This window comes from Streptomyces rubradiris, from assembly GCF_016860525.1.
In the GTDB taxonomy this organism is placed as follows: Bacteria; Actinomycetota; Actinomycetes; order Streptomycetales; family Streptomycetaceae; genus Streptomyces; species Streptomyces rubradiris.
This window is the reverse complement of sequence record NZ_BNEA01000001.1, coordinates 1,074,735-1,089,568: the sequence shown is the minus strand read 5'-3', so window position 1 is coordinate 1,089,568 and position 14,834 is coordinate 1,074,735. Positions and strand designations below refer to the sequence as shown.

Annotated in this window: 13 protein-coding genes; 11 read left to right on the top strand and 2 right to left on the bottom strand. The window is 71.0% G+C overall.

The genetic code is table 11. The features are described 5' to 3' along the window. Positions 1-107 precede the first annotated feature (107 nt). The 8 genes from ruvC to relA all read left to right on the top strand — a co-directional run bounded on the left by ruvC (position 108) and on the right by relA (position 9,435). Complete coding sequence (gene ruvC, locus Srubr_RS05050) at positions 108-647, top strand: crossover junction endodeoxyribonuclease RuvC (RefSeq protein WP_189996274.1); 540 nt, start codon at positions 108-110, stop codon at positions 645-647. Beyond that, positions 644-1,249: a Holliday junction branch migration protein RuvA gene (ruvA, locus tag Srubr_RS05045; protein WP_189996275.1), complete on the top strand. Its 606-nt coding sequence runs from the start codon at positions 644-646 to the stop codon at positions 1,247-1,249. The genes ruvC and ruvA overlap by 4 nt, the downstream gene beginning before the upstream one ends. A gap of 26 nt (positions 1,250-1,275) precedes the next feature. Then, positions 1,276-2,346, top strand: coding sequence for a Holliday junction branch migration DNA helicase RuvB (ruvB, locus tag Srubr_RS05040; RefSeq protein ID WP_189996276.1), 1,071 nt, complete (start codon positions 1,276-1,278; stop codon positions 2,344-2,346). 177 nt (positions 2,347-2,523) lie between these two features. Then, positions 2,524-3,000 (top strand): preprotein translocase subunit YajC, encoded by a 477-nt coding sequence (gene yajC / locus Srubr_RS05035; protein WP_030780990.1) that lies wholly within the window; start codon positions 2,524-2,526, stop codon positions 2,998-3,000. Between the two features lie 143 nt (positions 3,001-3,143). After that, complete coding sequence (gene secD / locus Srubr_RS05030; protein ID WP_189996277.1) at positions 3,144-4,952, top strand: protein translocase subunit SecD; 1,809 nt, start codon at positions 3,144-3,146, stop codon at positions 4,950-4,952. Between the two features lie 3 nt (positions 4,953-4,955). After that, the gene (gene secF, locus Srubr_RS05025) at positions 4,956-6,062 is read left to right on the top strand and encodes a protein translocase subunit SecF (protein WP_189996278.1); all 1,107 of its coding nucleotides are present in this window, start codon (positions 4,956-4,958) and stop codon (positions 6,060-6,062) included. Next, positions 6,059-6,598 (top strand): adenine phosphoribosyltransferase, encoded by a 540-nt coding sequence (locus tag Srubr_RS05020; protein WP_189996279.1) that lies wholly within the window; start codon positions 6,059-6,061, stop codon positions 6,596-6,598. The genes secF and Srubr_RS05020 overlap by 4 nt, the downstream gene beginning before the upstream one ends. 299 nt (positions 6,599-6,897) lie before the next feature. Further along, on the top strand, positions 6,898-9,435 hold the full coding sequence (relA, locus tag Srubr_RS05015; protein ID WP_189996280.1) for a GTP pyrophosphokinase: 2,538 nt from the start codon (positions 6,898-6,900) through the stop codon (positions 9,433-9,435). Positions 9,436-9,537: 102 nt separating this feature from the next. Here relA and Srubr_RS05010 read toward each other — a convergent pair whose 3' ends face one another. Both Srubr_RS05010 and Srubr_RS05005 read right to left on the bottom strand, forming a co-directional pair. Continuing rightward, a complete protein-coding gene (locus Srubr_RS05010) occupies positions 9,538-10,767 on the bottom strand; it encodes a DUF349 domain-containing protein (RefSeq protein ID WP_189996281.1) in 1,230 nt (409 codons plus the stop codon). Positions 10,768-10,956: 189 nt separating this feature from the next. Beyond that, positions 10,957-11,781 carry a peptidylprolyl isomerase gene (locus Srubr_RS05005; protein WP_189996282.1) on the bottom strand — a complete coding sequence of 275 codons (825 nt, stop codon included), beginning with the start codon at positions 11,779-11,781 and terminating at the stop codon, positions 10,957-10,959. 169 nt (positions 11,782-11,950) lie between these two features. Here Srubr_RS05005 and Srubr_RS05000 point away from each other — a divergent pair, with 169 nt between their 5' ends. The 3 genes from Srubr_RS05000 (at position 11,951) to Srubr_RS04990 (ending at position 14,796) form a co-directional block, all read left to right on the top strand. Then, a complete protein-coding gene (locus tag Srubr_RS05000) occupies positions 11,951-12,658 on the top strand; it encodes an MBL fold metallo-hydrolase (RefSeq protein ID WP_189996283.1) in 708 nt (235 codons plus the stop codon). A 13-nt stretch (positions 12,659-12,671) separates the two neighbouring features. Next, a complete protein-coding gene (gene hisS, locus Srubr_RS04995) occupies positions 12,672-13,934 on the top strand; it encodes a histidine--tRNA ligase (RefSeq protein ID WP_189996284.1) in 1,263 nt (420 codons plus the stop codon). A gap of 205 nt (positions 13,935-14,139) precedes the next feature. Next, positions 14,140-14,796: a vitamin K epoxide reductase family protein gene (locus Srubr_RS04990; RefSeq protein ID WP_189996285.1), complete on the top strand. Its 657-nt coding sequence runs from the start codon at positions 14,140-14,142 to the stop codon at positions 14,794-14,796. Positions 14,797-14,834 lie beyond the last annotated feature (38 nt).

Here is a 14,834-nt window from a genome sequence, read left to right as displayed (position 1 = left end):
CGGGCCGACGGGACACTCCCGTCGGCCCGTCGCGTTGTACGGCGTTGTCAGTGGCACCCGATAGCCTGCACAAACATGCGATCGGGTGACCGAAGGGAGCGGTGCGCGTGCGTGTTCTGGGGGTGGACCCCGGCCTGACCCGGTGCGGGATCGGCGTGGTCGAGGGCGTCGCGGGCCGCCCGCTGACCATGCTCGGCGTCGGTGTCGTCCGCACCCCGGCCGACGCCGACCTCAGCCACCGGCTGCTCGCCGTCGAGCGGGGCATCGAGGAATGGCTGGACGAGCACCGGCCCGAGTTCGTCGCCGTGGAGCGCGTCTTCAGCCAGCACAACGTGCGCACGGTCATGGGCACCGCCCAGGCCAGCGCCGTGGCCATGCTGTGCGCCGCCCGGCGCGGCATCCCGGTCGCCCTGCACACCCCCAGCGAGGTCAAGGCCGCCGTCACCGGCTCCGGACGCGCCGAGAAGGCCCAGGTGGGCGCCATGGTCACCCGCCTGCTGCGGCTGGCCGCGCCCCCGAAGCCCGCCGACGCCGCCGACGCCCTCGCGCTCGCCATCTGCCACATCTGGCGGGCCCCCGCCCAGAGCCGGCTCCAGCAGGCAGTGGCCCGGCACACAGTCCACGCAACGAAAGGCCCCACGGCATGATCGCCTTCGTCAGCGGCACGGTCGCCGCGCTCGCCCCGGATGCCGCCGTCGTCGAGGTCGGGGGCGTCGGCATGGCCGTCCAGTGCACGCCGAACACCCTGTCGGCACTGCGCGTGGGCCGGCCCGCCCGGCTGCACACCTCCCTCGTCGTCCGCGAGGACTCGCTCACCCTGTACGGCTTCGCGGACGACGACGAACGCCAGGTCTTCGAGCTGCTGCAGACCGCGAGCGGCGTCGGCCCGCGCCTCGCCCAGGCCATGCTCGCCGTGCACACCCCGGACGCGCTGCGCCGCGCGGTCGCCACCGGTGACGAGAAGGCGCTCACCGCCGTCCCCGGCATCGGAAAGAAGGGCGCCCAGAAGCTGCTGCTGGAGCTGAAGGACCGGCTCGGCGAGCCCGTCGGCGCCCCGGCCGTCGGCGCGCCCGCCGGCCAGGGCTGGCGCGACCAGCTGCACGCGGCCCTGATCGGTCTCGGCTACGCCACCCGCGAGGCCGACGAGGCGGTGGCCGCCGTGGCGCCCCAGGCCGAGGCGGCGGCCGGCACCCCGCAGGTGGGCCCGCTGCTGAAGGCCGCCCTGCAGACCCTGAACCGCGCCCGCTGACCTGCGCCACCCGCTAGGAGAACTTCGTGAACTGGGACGACACCACCGGTACCCCCGCCGAGGAGCGGCTCGTCGGTGCGTCCGCCGACCGGGAGGACCAGGCCGTCGAGGCCGCCCTGCGCCCCAAGGACCTCGGCGAGTTCATCGGCCAGGAGAAGGTCCGCGAACAGCTCGACCTGGTGCTGCGCGCCGCACGCGCGCGGGGCGCCACCGCGGACCACGTGCTGCTCTCCGGCGCGCCCGGCCTCGGCAAGACCACCCTGTCGATGATCATCGCGGCGGAGATGGGCGCCCCCATCCGCATCACCTCCGGCCCCGCCATCCAGCACGCCGGCGACCTCGCCTCGATCCTGTCCTCGCTCCAGGAGGGTGAGGTGCTCTTCCTCGACGAGATCCACCGCATGTCCCGGCCCGCCGAGGAGATGCTGTACATGGCGATGGAGGACTTCCGCGTCGACGTCATCGTGGGCAAGGGCCCCGGCGCCACCGCGATCCCGCTGGAGCTGCCGCCGTTCACCCTGGTCGGCGCCACCACGCGGGCGGGCCTGCTGCCGCCGCCGCTGCGCGACCGCTTCGGCTTCACCGCGCACATGGAGTTCTACTCCCCGCACGAGCTGGAGCGCGTGGTGCACCGCTCGGCGAGCCTGCTGGACGTCGGGATCGAACCGGACGGCGCCGCCGAGATCGCCGGCCGTTCCCGGGGCACGCCCCGCATCGCCAACCGCCTGCTGCGCCGCGTCCGCGACTACGCGCAGGTCAAGGCCGACGGGCTGATCACCCGGGACATCGCCGCCGCCGCGCTCGCCGTCTACGAGGTCGACGAGCGCGGCCTGGACCGGCTGGACCGCGCCGTCCTCCAGGCCCTGCTGAAGCTGTTCGGCGGCGGGCCGGTGGGCCTGTCCACCCTGGCCGTCGCGGTGGGGGAGGAGCGGGAGACCGTGGAGGAGGTCGCCGAGCCGTTCCTGGTCCGCGAGGGCCTGCTCGCCCGCACCCCGCGCGGCCGGATCGCCACCCCCGCCGCCTGGGCGCACCTGGGACTGACCCCGCCGCAGGCGCCGGCCGCGGGAAACGGACAACAGGACTTGTTCGGGGCGTGAGGGCGGCCGAGCGGCGAGGGCGATGGCCCGGCCGGAACCCAGGTGCCATGCTGAGCGTTGTTCCATGAGAGCGGACTCGCTTAGACTCCGCCGATGCCGCCCTTGCGGGCGGCGCCGACCACACCCCCATCCAACAGGCCGCTCACCCGCGCGGTCGCGCGAAGGAAACTCCGTCCCGTGAATGCCTATACCCTTCTCCCGTTCATCGTGCTCATCGCGGCCATGTTCCTGATGACGCGTTCGGCCAAGAAGAAGCAGCAGCAGGCCGCCGACATGCGGAACCAGATGCAGCCCGGATCCGGAGTCCGCACGATCGGGGGTATGTACGCGACGGTCAAGGAGGTCAACGAGGACACGGTCCTCCTCGACGCCGGGCCGGGCGTCGACCTCCTCTTCGCCAAGAACGCCATCGGCGCCGTCCTCTCCGACGACGAGTACAACCGCATCGTCCACGGCATCGAGCACGACCTGAAGTCCGACACCGGCATCGTCCCGGACGACGCCTCCTCCCTCACCGAGACCGACGAGACCGACGGATCCGCCGACGCTGCCGCCGCCTCGGACGACAAGATCGACCTCGGTAAGAAGGACGCCGCCGAGGCCGGTGCGGACGACCAGCCGAAGAAGACCGACGGCGACTCCGACGCGAAGTAGTCACCCCCCGGGATACGCGGCGGCGCCATGACGGGCGCCCGGCGTGTCCCGGGCGCGTCTGTTTCCCGCACGGGAGTCCGACACCATGTCATGGCCGACCGCGCCGACCGGGCGCGGGGCGGCCCGAGAGGGAGTACGAGAAGGTGGCAGCACCTAAGAGGGGCCGAAGCGCGAGCGCCCCGAGCAAGCCAGGGCGCTCGCTGGCCCTCATCCTGATCGCCATCGTGGCGCTCGCCGGAGGGATGTTCGCCTCCGGGCACACCACTCCGCGTCTCGGCATCGACCTCGCCGGTGGTACGAGCATCACGCTCAAGGCGAAGGCCGACCAGGGGTCCGCGATCAACAAGGCCAACATGGACACCGCGGTCGACATCATGAACCGCCGGGTCAACGGCCTGGGTGTCTCCGAGGCGGAGGTGCAGACCCAGGGGGACGACAACATCATCGTCAACATCCCCAAGGGCACCAACTCCAAGGAGGCCCAGGAGCAGGTAGGCACCACCGCCAAGCTGTACTTCCGGCCGGTCCTGGCGAGCGAGCCCAGCGGCCCCGCCACGAAGAGCCCGTCGCCGAGCGCGTCCGCCAAGGACGGCTCCTCGCCGAAGCCGGGCAGCAGCCCGTCGGCGTCCGCCTCGGCCGGCGAGAAGGCGTCCGGTTCCGGCAAGGAGACGGCGTCCGGTTCCGCGTCTCCCTCCGCCTCGGCCACTTCCCAGGGCCGCGCGGTCACCGACGCCCTGAAGGCCGACTCCACCCCCTCGCCGAGCGGCTCCGCCTCCGGCAGCGCCACGCCCTCGGCCACGCCCTCGGCTCCGGCCGGCGACGGCTCCGGCGCGGACGCCAAGCTCCAGGCGCAGTACGCGGCCCTGGACTGCACCAAGCCCACCGACCGGGCGAACGCCGGCAAGAACGCCAAGCCGGGCCGGCCCACCGTGGCCTGCGGCCAGATCGACGGCGCCTGGTACAAGTACCTGCTCGGCCCGGCCGCCGTGGACGGCACCGAGGTGAAGAAGGCGCAGGCCGTCTTCGACACCCAGGGCGCCGCCGGCTGGCAGGTCCAGATGAACTTCACCTCCAAGGGCGCCAAGAAGTTCGCCGACATCACCGGCGAGCTGGCCAGCAAGCCGCAGCCGCAGAACGAGTTCGGCATCGTCCTGGACGGCGAGGTCGTCTCCAGCCCGTACGTGCGGCAGTCCATCACCGGCGGCCAGGCGGAGATCTCCGGCAGCTTCCAGCAGGACGAGGCGCAGAGTCTCGCCAACATGCTGTCGTACGGCGCCCTGCCGCTGTCCTTCCAGGAGCAGTCCGTCACCACCGTCACCGCCGCGCTCGGCGGCGAGCAGCTGCACGCCGGTCTGGTCGCGGGCGCGATCGGCCTGGCGCTGGTCGTGATCTACCTGGTGGTCTACTACCGCGGCCTGTCGATCGTGGCCATGGCCTCGCTGCTGGTCTCCGCGATCCTCACCTACGTGATCATGTCGCTGCTCGGTCCGGCCATCAACTTCGCGCTGAACCTGCCGGCCGTGTGCGGCGCCATCGTCGCCATCGGTATCACCGCGGACTCGTTCATCGTGTACTTCGAGCGCATAAGGGACGAGATCCGTGAGGGCCGTACGCTGCGCCCCGCGGTGGAGCGGGCCTGGCCGCGCGCCCGGCGCACCATCCTGGTCTCCGACTTCGTGTCGTTCCTGGCCGCCGCCGTGCTGTTCGTCGTCACCGTCGGCAAGGTGCAGGGCTTCGCCTTCACGCTGGGCCTGACCACCCTGCTCGACGTGGTCGTGGTCTTCTTCTTCACCAAGCCGCTGATGACGCTCCTCGCCCGCCGCAAGTTCTTCGCCGACGGCCACAAGTGGTCCGGTCTCGACCCCAAGAGCCTGGGGGCCAAGCCCCCGCTGCGCCGTACCCGCCGTCCCGCCGGTCCCGCCGCCGGCCCCGTCGACCCGAAGGAGGCGTGAGCCATGTCGAAACTCGGCACCATCGGCGCCCGGCTGCACCGCGGCGAGATCGCCTACGACTTCGTCGGCAAGCGGATGATCTGGTACGGCGTCTCGATCCTGATCACCATCACGGCCATCGTCGGCCTGGCGGTGCGCGGCCTGAACATGGGCATCGAGTTCGAGGGCGGCGCCGTCTTCACGACGCCCACGAAGATGAACGTCTCGGTGGCCCAGGCGGAGGAGTACGCCAACGAGGCCTCCGGCCACCAGGCCATCGTGCAGAAGCTGGGCAACGACAGCCTGCGCATCCAGATCGCCGGCATCGACACCGGCCAGTCCGACCGCATCAAGCAGGAGCTGGCCAAGGACCTGAAGCTCGACCCCGAGAAGCTGGCCGCCGACCTGGTCGGCCCGAGCTGGGGCGAGCAGATCGCCAACAAAGCCTGGGAGGGCCTGGCGATCTTCATGGTCCTCGTGGTGATCTACCTGGCGATCGCCTTCGAGTGGCGCATGGCCGTGGCCGCGCTGGTCGCGCTGATCCATGACATCACCATCACGACCGGTATCTACGCCCTGGTCGGCTTCGAGGTGACGCCCGGTACGGTCATCGGTCTGCTGACCATCCTCGGTTACTCGCTCTACGACACGGTCGTCGTCTTCGACAGCCTCAAGGAGCAGACGAAGGACCTCACCAAGCAGACCCGGTTCACCTACAGCGAGATCGCCAACCGCTCGATCAACGGCACCCTGGTCCGCTCCGTCAACACCACGGTCGTCGCGCTGCTGCCGGTCGCCGGTCTGCTCTTCATCGGCGGCGGCTTCCTCGGCGCGGGCACGCTCAACGACATCTCGCTGTCGCTGTTCGTGGGCCTCGCAGCCGGTGCCTACTCCTCGATCTTCATCGCCACCCCGCTCGTCGCCGACCTCAAGGAGCGCGAGCCGGCGATGAAGAGCCTCACCAAGCGGGTCCTGGCCAAGCGCGCCCAGGCCGCCGCGGAGGAGGACCTCGCCGGGGTCCGCGCCACCGCCGGTGACGACGGCGACGACGGCGCCCCCGCCGTCGTGGGCCCGCGCAACCAGCCCGCACGCGGCCGAGGCCGCGGCCGTACCTCCGGAAAGCGCCGATGACCGACATCCAGGAACTGCTGCTGAGCCGCATCCGCGATGTGGCCGACTACCCGGAGCCGGGCGTGGTGTTCAAGGACATCACCCCGCTCCTGGCCGACCCGGCGGCCTTGACCGCGCTCACCGACGCGCTGGCGCAGATCGCCGCCGACACCGGCGCGACCAAGGTCGTCGGCCTGGAGGCCCGGGGCTTCATCCTCGGCGCCCCGGTCGCCGTCCGCGCCGGCCTGGGCTTCATCCCGGTCCGCAAGGCGGGCAAGCTGCCCGGGGCCACCCTGCGCCAGGCCTACGACCTGGAGTACGGCTCGGCGGAGATCGAGGTGCACGCCGAGGACCTGGCCGCCGGCGACCGTGTGCTGATCGTGGACGACGTCCTGGCCACGGGCGGTACGGCCGAGGCGGCGATCCAGCTGATCCAGCGCGCCGGCGCCGACGTGTCCGGCCTCGCGGTGCTGATGGAGCTGGGCTTCCTGAACGGGCGCGCCCGGCTGGAGGCCGCGCTGGACGGGGCTCCGCTCCAGGCGCTGCTCCAGGTCTGACGCGCGGTTGTACGACGGCCGCCCCGGCACACACATGCCGGGGCGGCCGGGTGTGTCCCGGTGGATCCGTACCCGGTGCCGATTCGACGTTTCCGCAGGCCGGAGCGGGTCCGCCCGTCCGCCGGGGACGTCGGTGCGGGCGTTTCACGACCGGCCGTCCGGAATCCCGTGGCAGCCTTCCGCGTTGCAGGGGTAGACGGTCCTCACAGCCGCCTGAAGGCGATGACCGGGCGCGGGATCGCTACCATGGGGTCTCCGGAGCCTGACCGGGGGACCCGGATCGCGCACGAGGAGTCCTCTTGCCAGACGAGGCCCAGCCACTGACCGCCGCCAAGCCCGAGCCCGCCTCGGCCGCCGCGGCGAAGCCCGCGCCGCGCGCTTCCCAGGTGAAGAACGACACCCGCGGGGCGGTGGAGCACGCCCACTCCGCGCCCGTGGAGAAGAGCGCGGAGTCGGTGCGTCCCAAGCAGGCCCCGGCCGAGCGCCCGGCGCAGCCCCCGGTGGTCCGCCAGCCGGCCGCGCAGCCCACCCGCACCGCCTCCTCCAACCGGGTCCGGGCCCGCCTCGCCCGCCTCGGCGTCCAGCGCGCGAACCCCTACAACCCGGTCCTGGAGCCGCTGCTGCGGATAGTGCGCAGCAACGACCCCAAGATCGAGAACTCCACGCTGCGCCAGATCGAGCGCGCCTACCAGGTCGCCGAGCGCTGGCACCGCGGCCAGAAGCGCAAGAGCGGCGACCCGTACATCACGCACCCGCTCGCCGTCACCACCATCCTCGCCGAGCTGGGCATGGACCCGGCCACCCTGATGGCGGGGCTCCTGCACGACACCGTCGAGGACACCGAGTACGGCCTCGAGGACCTGCGCCGCGACTTCGGCGACGTCGTCGCCCTGCTCGTCGACGGCGTGACCAAGCTGGACAAGGTCAAGTTCGGCGAGGCCGCGCAGGCCGAGACCGTGCGCAAGATGGTCGTGGCCATGGCGAAGGACCCGCGGGTCCTGGTCATCAAGCTCGCCGACCGGCTGCACAACATGCGCACCATGCGCTACCTCAAGCGCGAGAAGCAGGAGAAGAAGGCGCGCGAGACGCTGGAGATCTACGCTCCGCTCGCCCACCGCCTCGGCATGAACACCATCAAGTGGGAGCTGGAGGACCTCGCGTTCGCGATCCTCTACCCCAAGATGTACGACGAGATCGTACGACTGGTGGCCGAGCGGGCGCCCAAGCGCGACGAGTACCTGGCCATAGTGACCGACGAGGTCCAGTCCGACCTGCGCGCCGCCCGGATCAAGGCCACCGTCACCGGCCGCCCCAAGCACTACTACAGCGTCTACCAGAAGATGATCGTGCGGGGCCGCGACTTCGCCGAGATCTACGACCTGGTGGGCATCCGCGTCCTCGTCGACACGGTCCGCGACTGCTACGCCGCCCTCGGCACGGTGCACGCGCGATGGAACCCGGTCCCCGGCCGGTTCAAGGACTACATCGCGATGCCCAAGTTCAACATGTACCAGTCGCTGCACACGACGGTCATCGGCCCCAACGGCAAGCCGGTCGAACTCCAGATCCGCACGTTCGACATGCACCGCCGCGCCGAGTACGGCATCGCAGCGCACTGGAAGTACAAGCAGGAGGCCGTCGCCGGCGCCTCCAAGATCCGCACCGACGCGCCCCGGACGTCCGCGAAGGACAAGGACGCCATCAACGACATGGCGTGGCTGCGGCAGCTGCTGGACTGGCAGAAGGAGACCGAGGACCCGGGCGAGTTCCTGGAGTCCCTGCGCTTCGACCTGTCCCGCAACGAGGTCTTCGTCTTCACCCCCAAGGGCGATGTCATCGCCCTGCCGGCCGGCGCCACCCCGGTGGACTTCGCGTACGCCGTGCACACCGAGGTCGGCCACCGCACCATAGGGGCGCGGGTCAACGGACGGCTGGTCCCGCTGGAGTCCACCCTGGACAACGGCGACCTGGTTGAGGTGTTCACCTCCAAGGCGCCCGGCGCCGGCCCGTCCCGGGACTGGCTCGGCTTCGTCAAGTCGCCGCGGGCGCGCAACAAGATCCGCGCCTGGTTCTCCAAGGAGCGCCGGGACGAGGCGATCGAGCAGGGCAAGGACGCCATCGTGCGGGCCATGCGCAAGCAGAACCTGCCGATCCAGCGGATCCTCACCGGCGACTCGCTGGTCACGCTCGCGCACGAGATGCGCTACTCGGACATCTCCGCGCTGTACGCGGCGATCGGCGAGGGCCATGTCTCGGCGCAGAACATCGTGCAGAAGCTCGTCCAGGCGCTCGGCGGCGAGGAGGCGGCCACCGAGGAGATCGACGAGACGGTCCCGCCGTCCCGCGGCCGCGGGCGCAAGCGGCGCTCCACCGCCGACCCGGGCGTGGTCGTCAAGGGCGTCGACGACGTGTGGGTCAAGCTGGCCCGCTGCTGTACGCCGGTACCGGGAGACCCGATCATCGGCTTCGTCACCCGCGGCAGCGGCGTATCGGTTCACCGCAGCGACTGCGTCAACGTCGACTCGCTGTCCCGGGAGCCGGAGCGCATCCTCGACGTCGAGTGGGCGCCGACCCAGTCCTCGGTCTTCCTGGTCGCCATCCAGGTGGAGGCGCTGGACCGGTCCCGGCTGCTGTCGGACGTCACCCGGGTGCTGTCCGACCAGCACGTCAACATCCTGTCGGCGGCCGTGCAGACCTCCCGCGACCGGGTGGCCACCTCCCGCTTCACCTTCGAGATGGGGGACCCCAAGCACCTCGGCCACGTGCTGAAGGCGGTCCGGGGCGTGGAGGGCGTGTACGACGTGTACCGCGTGACATCCGGACGCAGCCGCTCGTAGCAGACGGCTCGCGCGGCCGCCTGACCACCGGGCACGACCCCAGGGCACCGAGAAGGGCCCCGTACGCGCGTACGGGGCCCTTTCAGCGGTGGGGTGAGGGGATCAGCCGCCGAACTCCTGGAGGCCCTTCAGGGCCTGGTCCAGGAGCGCCTGACGGCCATCGAGCTCCTTCTGCAGCTTGTCGGCCTTGGCGTTGTTGCCCTGGGCGCGCGCCTGGTCGATCTGCGACCGCAGCTTGTCCACGGCGGCCTGGAGCTGACCGGTCAGACCCTCGGCACGCGCGCGTGCCTCCGGGTTCGTCCGGCGCCACTCGGCCTCCTCGGCCTCCTGGATCGCCCGCTCCACGGCGTGCATCCGGCCCTCCACCTTCGGCCGGGCGTCCCGCGGGACGTGACCGATGGCCTCCCAACGCTCGTTGATCGAGCGGAAGGCGGCGCGCGCGGCCTTCAGGTCGGTGACCGGCAGGAGCTTCTCGGCCTCCTCGGCCAGCTCCTCCTTCAGCTTCAGGTTCTCCGACTGCTCGGCGTCCCGCTCGGCGAACACCGAGCTGCGGGCGGCGAAGAACACGTCCTGGGCGCCGCGGAAGCGGTTCCACAGGTCGTCCTCGTGCTCGCGCTGGGCGCGGCCCGCGGCCTTCCACTCCGCCATCAGCTCGCGGTACCGGGCGGCCGTCGGACCCCAGTCCGTCGACCCGGACAGCGCCTCCGCCTCGGTGACCAGCCGCTCCTTGATCCGCCTGGCCTCCTCGCGCTGCGCGTCCAGCTGCGCGAAGTGCGCCTTGCGGCGCTTGGAGAATGCCGACCGGGCGTGCGAGAAGCGGTGCCACAGCTCGTCGTCGGACTTGCGGTCCAGCCGCGGCAGCCCCTTCCAGGTGTCCACCAGCGCCCGCAGCCGCTCACCGGCGGCCCGCCACTGGTCGGACTGCGCCAGCCGCTCCGCCTCGGCGACCAGGTCCTCCTTGGCCTTGCGGGCCTCGTCGGACTGCCGGGCCCGCTGCGCCTTGCGCTCCTCGCGGCGCGCCTCGACGGTCGCGACCAGCTTGTCCAGCCGCTTGCGCAGCGCGTCCAGATCACCGACCGCGTGGTGCGCGTCCACCTGCTCGCGCAGGTGGTCGATGGCGGCCTGGGCGTCCTTCGCCGACAGGTCGGTAGTCCGCACGCGCTTCTCGAGGAGGCCGATCTCGACAACCAGGCCCTCGTACTTGCGCTCGAAGTAGGCCAGCGCCTCCTCGGGGGAGCCGGCCTGCCAGGAACCGACGACCTTCTCGCCGTCGGCCGTACGCACGTACACGGTCCCCGTCTCGTCGACGCGGCCCCACGGGTCGCTGCTCACAGCGCCTCCTCCACATGATGCCTGCGGGGGCCGCAGCACCCCGGGCATCGTCCACAGTTTCGTCACGGCCAACATAGGCGACCAGCGGGTGGCCTGTCCGCATCCAGCGCGACCGAAATTCCGCCGCCCGCCCCGTTGACCTTCGGGTCCGGGTGCCGGACGGGTGCCGGCAGCATCCCGGAACGGGGGTCAGGACTTGACGACCGTGGCCTTGTCGATCACGACCGTCGCGTTCGGCGCACCGTCGCCGGCGCCCGTGTTCTCACCCGCCGCCGCGATCTTCTCCAGCACCTTCATGCCCGCCGCGTCGACCGTGCCGAACGGCGTGTAGCTGGGCGGCAGCTGGCTGTCCTTGTAGACGAGGAAGAACTGGCTGCCGCCGGTGTGCGCCTGCCCGGTGTTGGCCATCGCCACCGTGCCCGCCGGGTAGGTGTTGTTCTTCAGGCTCTTGTCCTTGAGGTTCTCGTCCGGGAGCGTGTAGCCGGGGCCGCCCGAGCCGGTGCCCTGCGGGTCGCCGCACTGCAGGACGAAGATGCCCTGGGTGGTCAGCCGGTGGCACTTGGTGTGGTCGAAGTAGCCCTCGCCGGCGAGGAAGTCGAACGAGTTCACCGTGTGCGGCGCCGCCGACGTCTTCAGCGCGACGCCGATGTCACCGCACGTCGTCGCGAGCTTCAGCGTGTACTTCGCCGACGTGTCGATCGTCATCGCCGGCTCCTTCTTCCAGCTCAGCTTCTTCACCGAGCCGGCCGCCGGCTTCTCGCAGGGGTCCGGAGCCTTGCTGGTCGGCGCGGCGCTCGGGCTGACCTCGCCGCTCGCGTCCGTCTTCTTCTTGTCGTCGTCCTTGAGCACCCCGGTCGTGTACAGGGCGACACTGCCGATCACGACCACGCCCAGGACCGACGCGATCACGGAGTTGCGCACGCGCGCCTTGCGCCGCGCCTGGGTGCGCCGCTGCTGCTGCCGCAAGAACTTCTCCCGGGCGAGCTGACGCCGCCGCTGCTCCTGGCTGACCACCGGGTTCTCTCCTCATGCGTGTCGTGTGTCGGGCGGCACGCGTGCGTCCTCGTGCTCCGACCGCTGTGTGTAGCCCCGTACCGTATATGGGTTCGCTGAGGAAACGGCAGCGCCGGTAGGCTCTGGGAGCAGCTGAAGCCGCCTGCAACCGACACAACGAAGGACGATCGTGCTCATTGCCGGGTTCCCTGCCGGGGCCTGGGGGACGAACTGTTATCTCGTCGCCCCCGCCGCCGGTGAGGAGTGCGTGATCATCGACCCCGGCCACCAGGCCGCCGAAGGCGTCGAGGAAGCGCTGAAGAAGCATCGGCTCAAGCCCGTCGCCGTCGTCCTCACCCACGGCCACATCGACCACGTCGCCTCGGTCGTCCCCGTCTGCGGCGCACACGAGGTACCGGCCTGGATCCACCCCGAGGACCGGTACATGATGAGCGACCCGGAAAAGGCGCTCGGCCGTTCCATCGGCATGCCGCTGCTGGGCGAGCTGACCGTGGGGGAGCCGGACGACGTCAGGGAGCTGACGGACGGCACGGCCCTGGAGCTGGCCGGCCTCACGTTCTCCGTCGCGCACGCGCCGGGCCATACCAAGGGGTCGGTGACCTTCCGGATGCCCGAGAGCGCCGACGTCCCGTCGGTGTTCTTCTCCGGGGATCTGCTGTTCGCCGGCTCCATCGGACGCACCGACCTGCCGGGCGGATCCATGGAGGACATGCTCGAGTCGCTGGCCCGCGTGTGCCTGCCGCTCGACGACTCCACCGTGGTGCTGTCCGGCCACGGCCCCCAGACGACCATCGGCCAGGAGCGCGCCACCAACCCCTATCTGCGGCAGGTGGCCGCCGGCCCGGGAAGCGCGGACGCTCCCCGACGAGGAATGTGACGAGAGACCTACGTTGAGCACTTTTCAGGCCCCCAAGGGCACCTACGACCTGATCCCGCCGGACTCGGCCGCCTACCTCGCGGTCCGCGAGGCCATCGCCGCCCCGCTGCGCACCTCCGGCTACGGCTACATCGAGACCCCCGGCTTCGAGAACGTCGAACTGTTCGCGCGCGGTGTCGGCGAGTCCACCGACATCGTGACCAAGGAGATGTACGCCTTCGAGACCAAGGGCGGCGACAAGCTCGCCCTGCGTCCCGAGGGCACCGCGTCCGTGCTGCGGGCGGCCCTGGAGGCCAACCTGCACAAGACGGGCAACCTCCCGGTCAAGCTCTGGTACTCCGGCTCCTACTACCGCTACGAGCGCCCCCAGAAGGGCCGCTACCGCCACTTCTCCCAGGTGGGCGCGGAGGCGATCGGCGCGGAGGACCCGGCGCTGGACGCCGAGCTGATCATCCTGGCCGACCAGGCGTACCGCTCGCTGGGCCTCAGGAACTTCCGCATCCTGCTGAACAGCCTGGGCGACAAGGAGTGCCGTCCGGTGTACCGGGCCGCGCTCCAGGACTTCCTGCGCGGCCTGGACCTGGACGAGGACACCCGCCGGCGCGTCGACATCAACCCGCTGCGGGTCCTGGACGACAAGCGCGAGTCGGTCCAGAAGCAGCTCACCGGCGCCCCGCTGCTGCGCGACTACCTGTGCGACGCCTGCAAGGCGTACCACGAGGAGGTCCGCGAGCTGATCACGGCCGCCGGCGTCTCCTTCGAGGACGACCCCAGGCTGGTGCGCGGCCTGGACTACTACACCCGCACCACCTTCGAGTTCGTGCACGACGGTCTGGGCTCGCAGTCCGCGGTGGGCGGCGGCGGCCGGTACGACGGCCTGTCCGAGATGATCGGCGGCCCCGCGCTGCCGTCCGTCGGCTGGGCCCTGGGCGTCGACCGCACGGTCCTCGCGCTCCAGGCCGAGGGCGTGCGGCTGGACCTGCCGACCTCGACGTCCGTGTACGCCGTCCCGCTCGGCGAGGAGGCCCGCCGGGTGCTGTTCGCCAAGGTCACCGAGTTGCGCAAGGTGGGCATCGCGGCCGACTTCGCCTACGGCGGCAAGGGGCTGAAGGGTGCCATGAAGAACGCCAACCGCTCCGGCGCCCGCTACGCGATCGTCGCCGGCGAGCGCGACCTGGCCGAGGGCGTCGTCCAGCTCAAGGACATGGAGTCCGGCGAGCAGACCGCGATCGGCGTCAACGAGATCGTGGCGGAACTGGAGTCCCGGCTCGGCTAGCCGCACGCGCGCGTGGGCGCCGGACGCTCCCCGAGGGGGCGTCCGGCGCCCTTGTCACAGGAGGGCCGGCCGCTGTCCGGAACCCGGCGGGGGCACCGGTCGTACGCAGATCCTTATGCACAACGAACGGTGCGCACCCAGGTGCGTGCGGCACAATGACCCCTGCCCGAAGATGGTCCGACCCTCGAGTGACGGAATCGGCGTGATGAGCAAGACGACAGTGAACGACGTCTCCGCGGCGCCCGGTCCGGAGCGCGCCGCCGACGCCCCGGGCGCGGCCGGCGCCAGCCGTGCCCTCGCCATCCTGCTGGTGATCACCGGCGCGGCCGGACTGCTGGCCTCGTGGGTCATCACGATCGACAAGTTCAAGATCCTCGAAGCCAAGGTCGCGGGCAAGACCTTCACCCCCGGATGCAGCCTCAACCCGGTGGTCTCCTGCGGCAGCGTCATGGAGAGCAAGCAGGCCGCCGCCTTCGGCTTCCCGAACCCCATGCTCGGGCTGGTCTGCTACGGCATCGTCATCTGCGTCGGCATGAGCCTGCTGGCCCGCGCCCGGTTCCCGCGCTGGTACTGGCTCACGTTCAACTTCGGCACCCTGTTCGGTGTGGGCTTCTGCACCTGGCTGCAGTTCCAGTCCCTGTACCGGATCAACGCGCTGTGCCTGTGGTGCTCGCTGGCCTGGGTCGCCACGATCACCATGTTCTGGTACGTCACCTCGTTCAACGTCCGCAACGCCTTCCTGCCGGCCCCGCGGTGGCTGCGGTCCTTCTTCGGCGAGTTCACCTGGGTCGTGCCGGTCGCGCACATCGGCATCATCGGCATGCTGGTGCTGACCCGCTGGTGGGAGTTCTGGACCAGCTGACGGCCCCGGAGGGATTGTCAGTGCGGTGTTCTAGGGTT

What these genes read in the sequence shown, in the direction of transcription:
- ruvA (WP_189996275.1), top strand. Translation starts at nt 644, where the DNA reads ATGATCGCCTTCGTCAGCGGCACGGTCGCCGCGCTCGCCCCGGATGCC.
- secF (WP_189996278.1), top strand. Translation starts at nt 4,956, where the DNA reads ATGTCGAAACTCGGCACCATCGGCGCCCGGCTGCACCGCGGCGAGATC.
- Srubr_RS05020 (WP_189996279.1), top strand. Translation starts at nt 6,059, where the DNA reads ATGACCGACATCCAGGAACTGCTGCTGAGCCGCATCCGCGATGTGGCC.
- Srubr_RS04990 (WP_189996285.1), top strand. Translation starts at nt 14,140, where the DNA reads ATGAGCAAGACGACAGTGAACGACGTCTCCGCGGCGCCCGGTCCGGAG.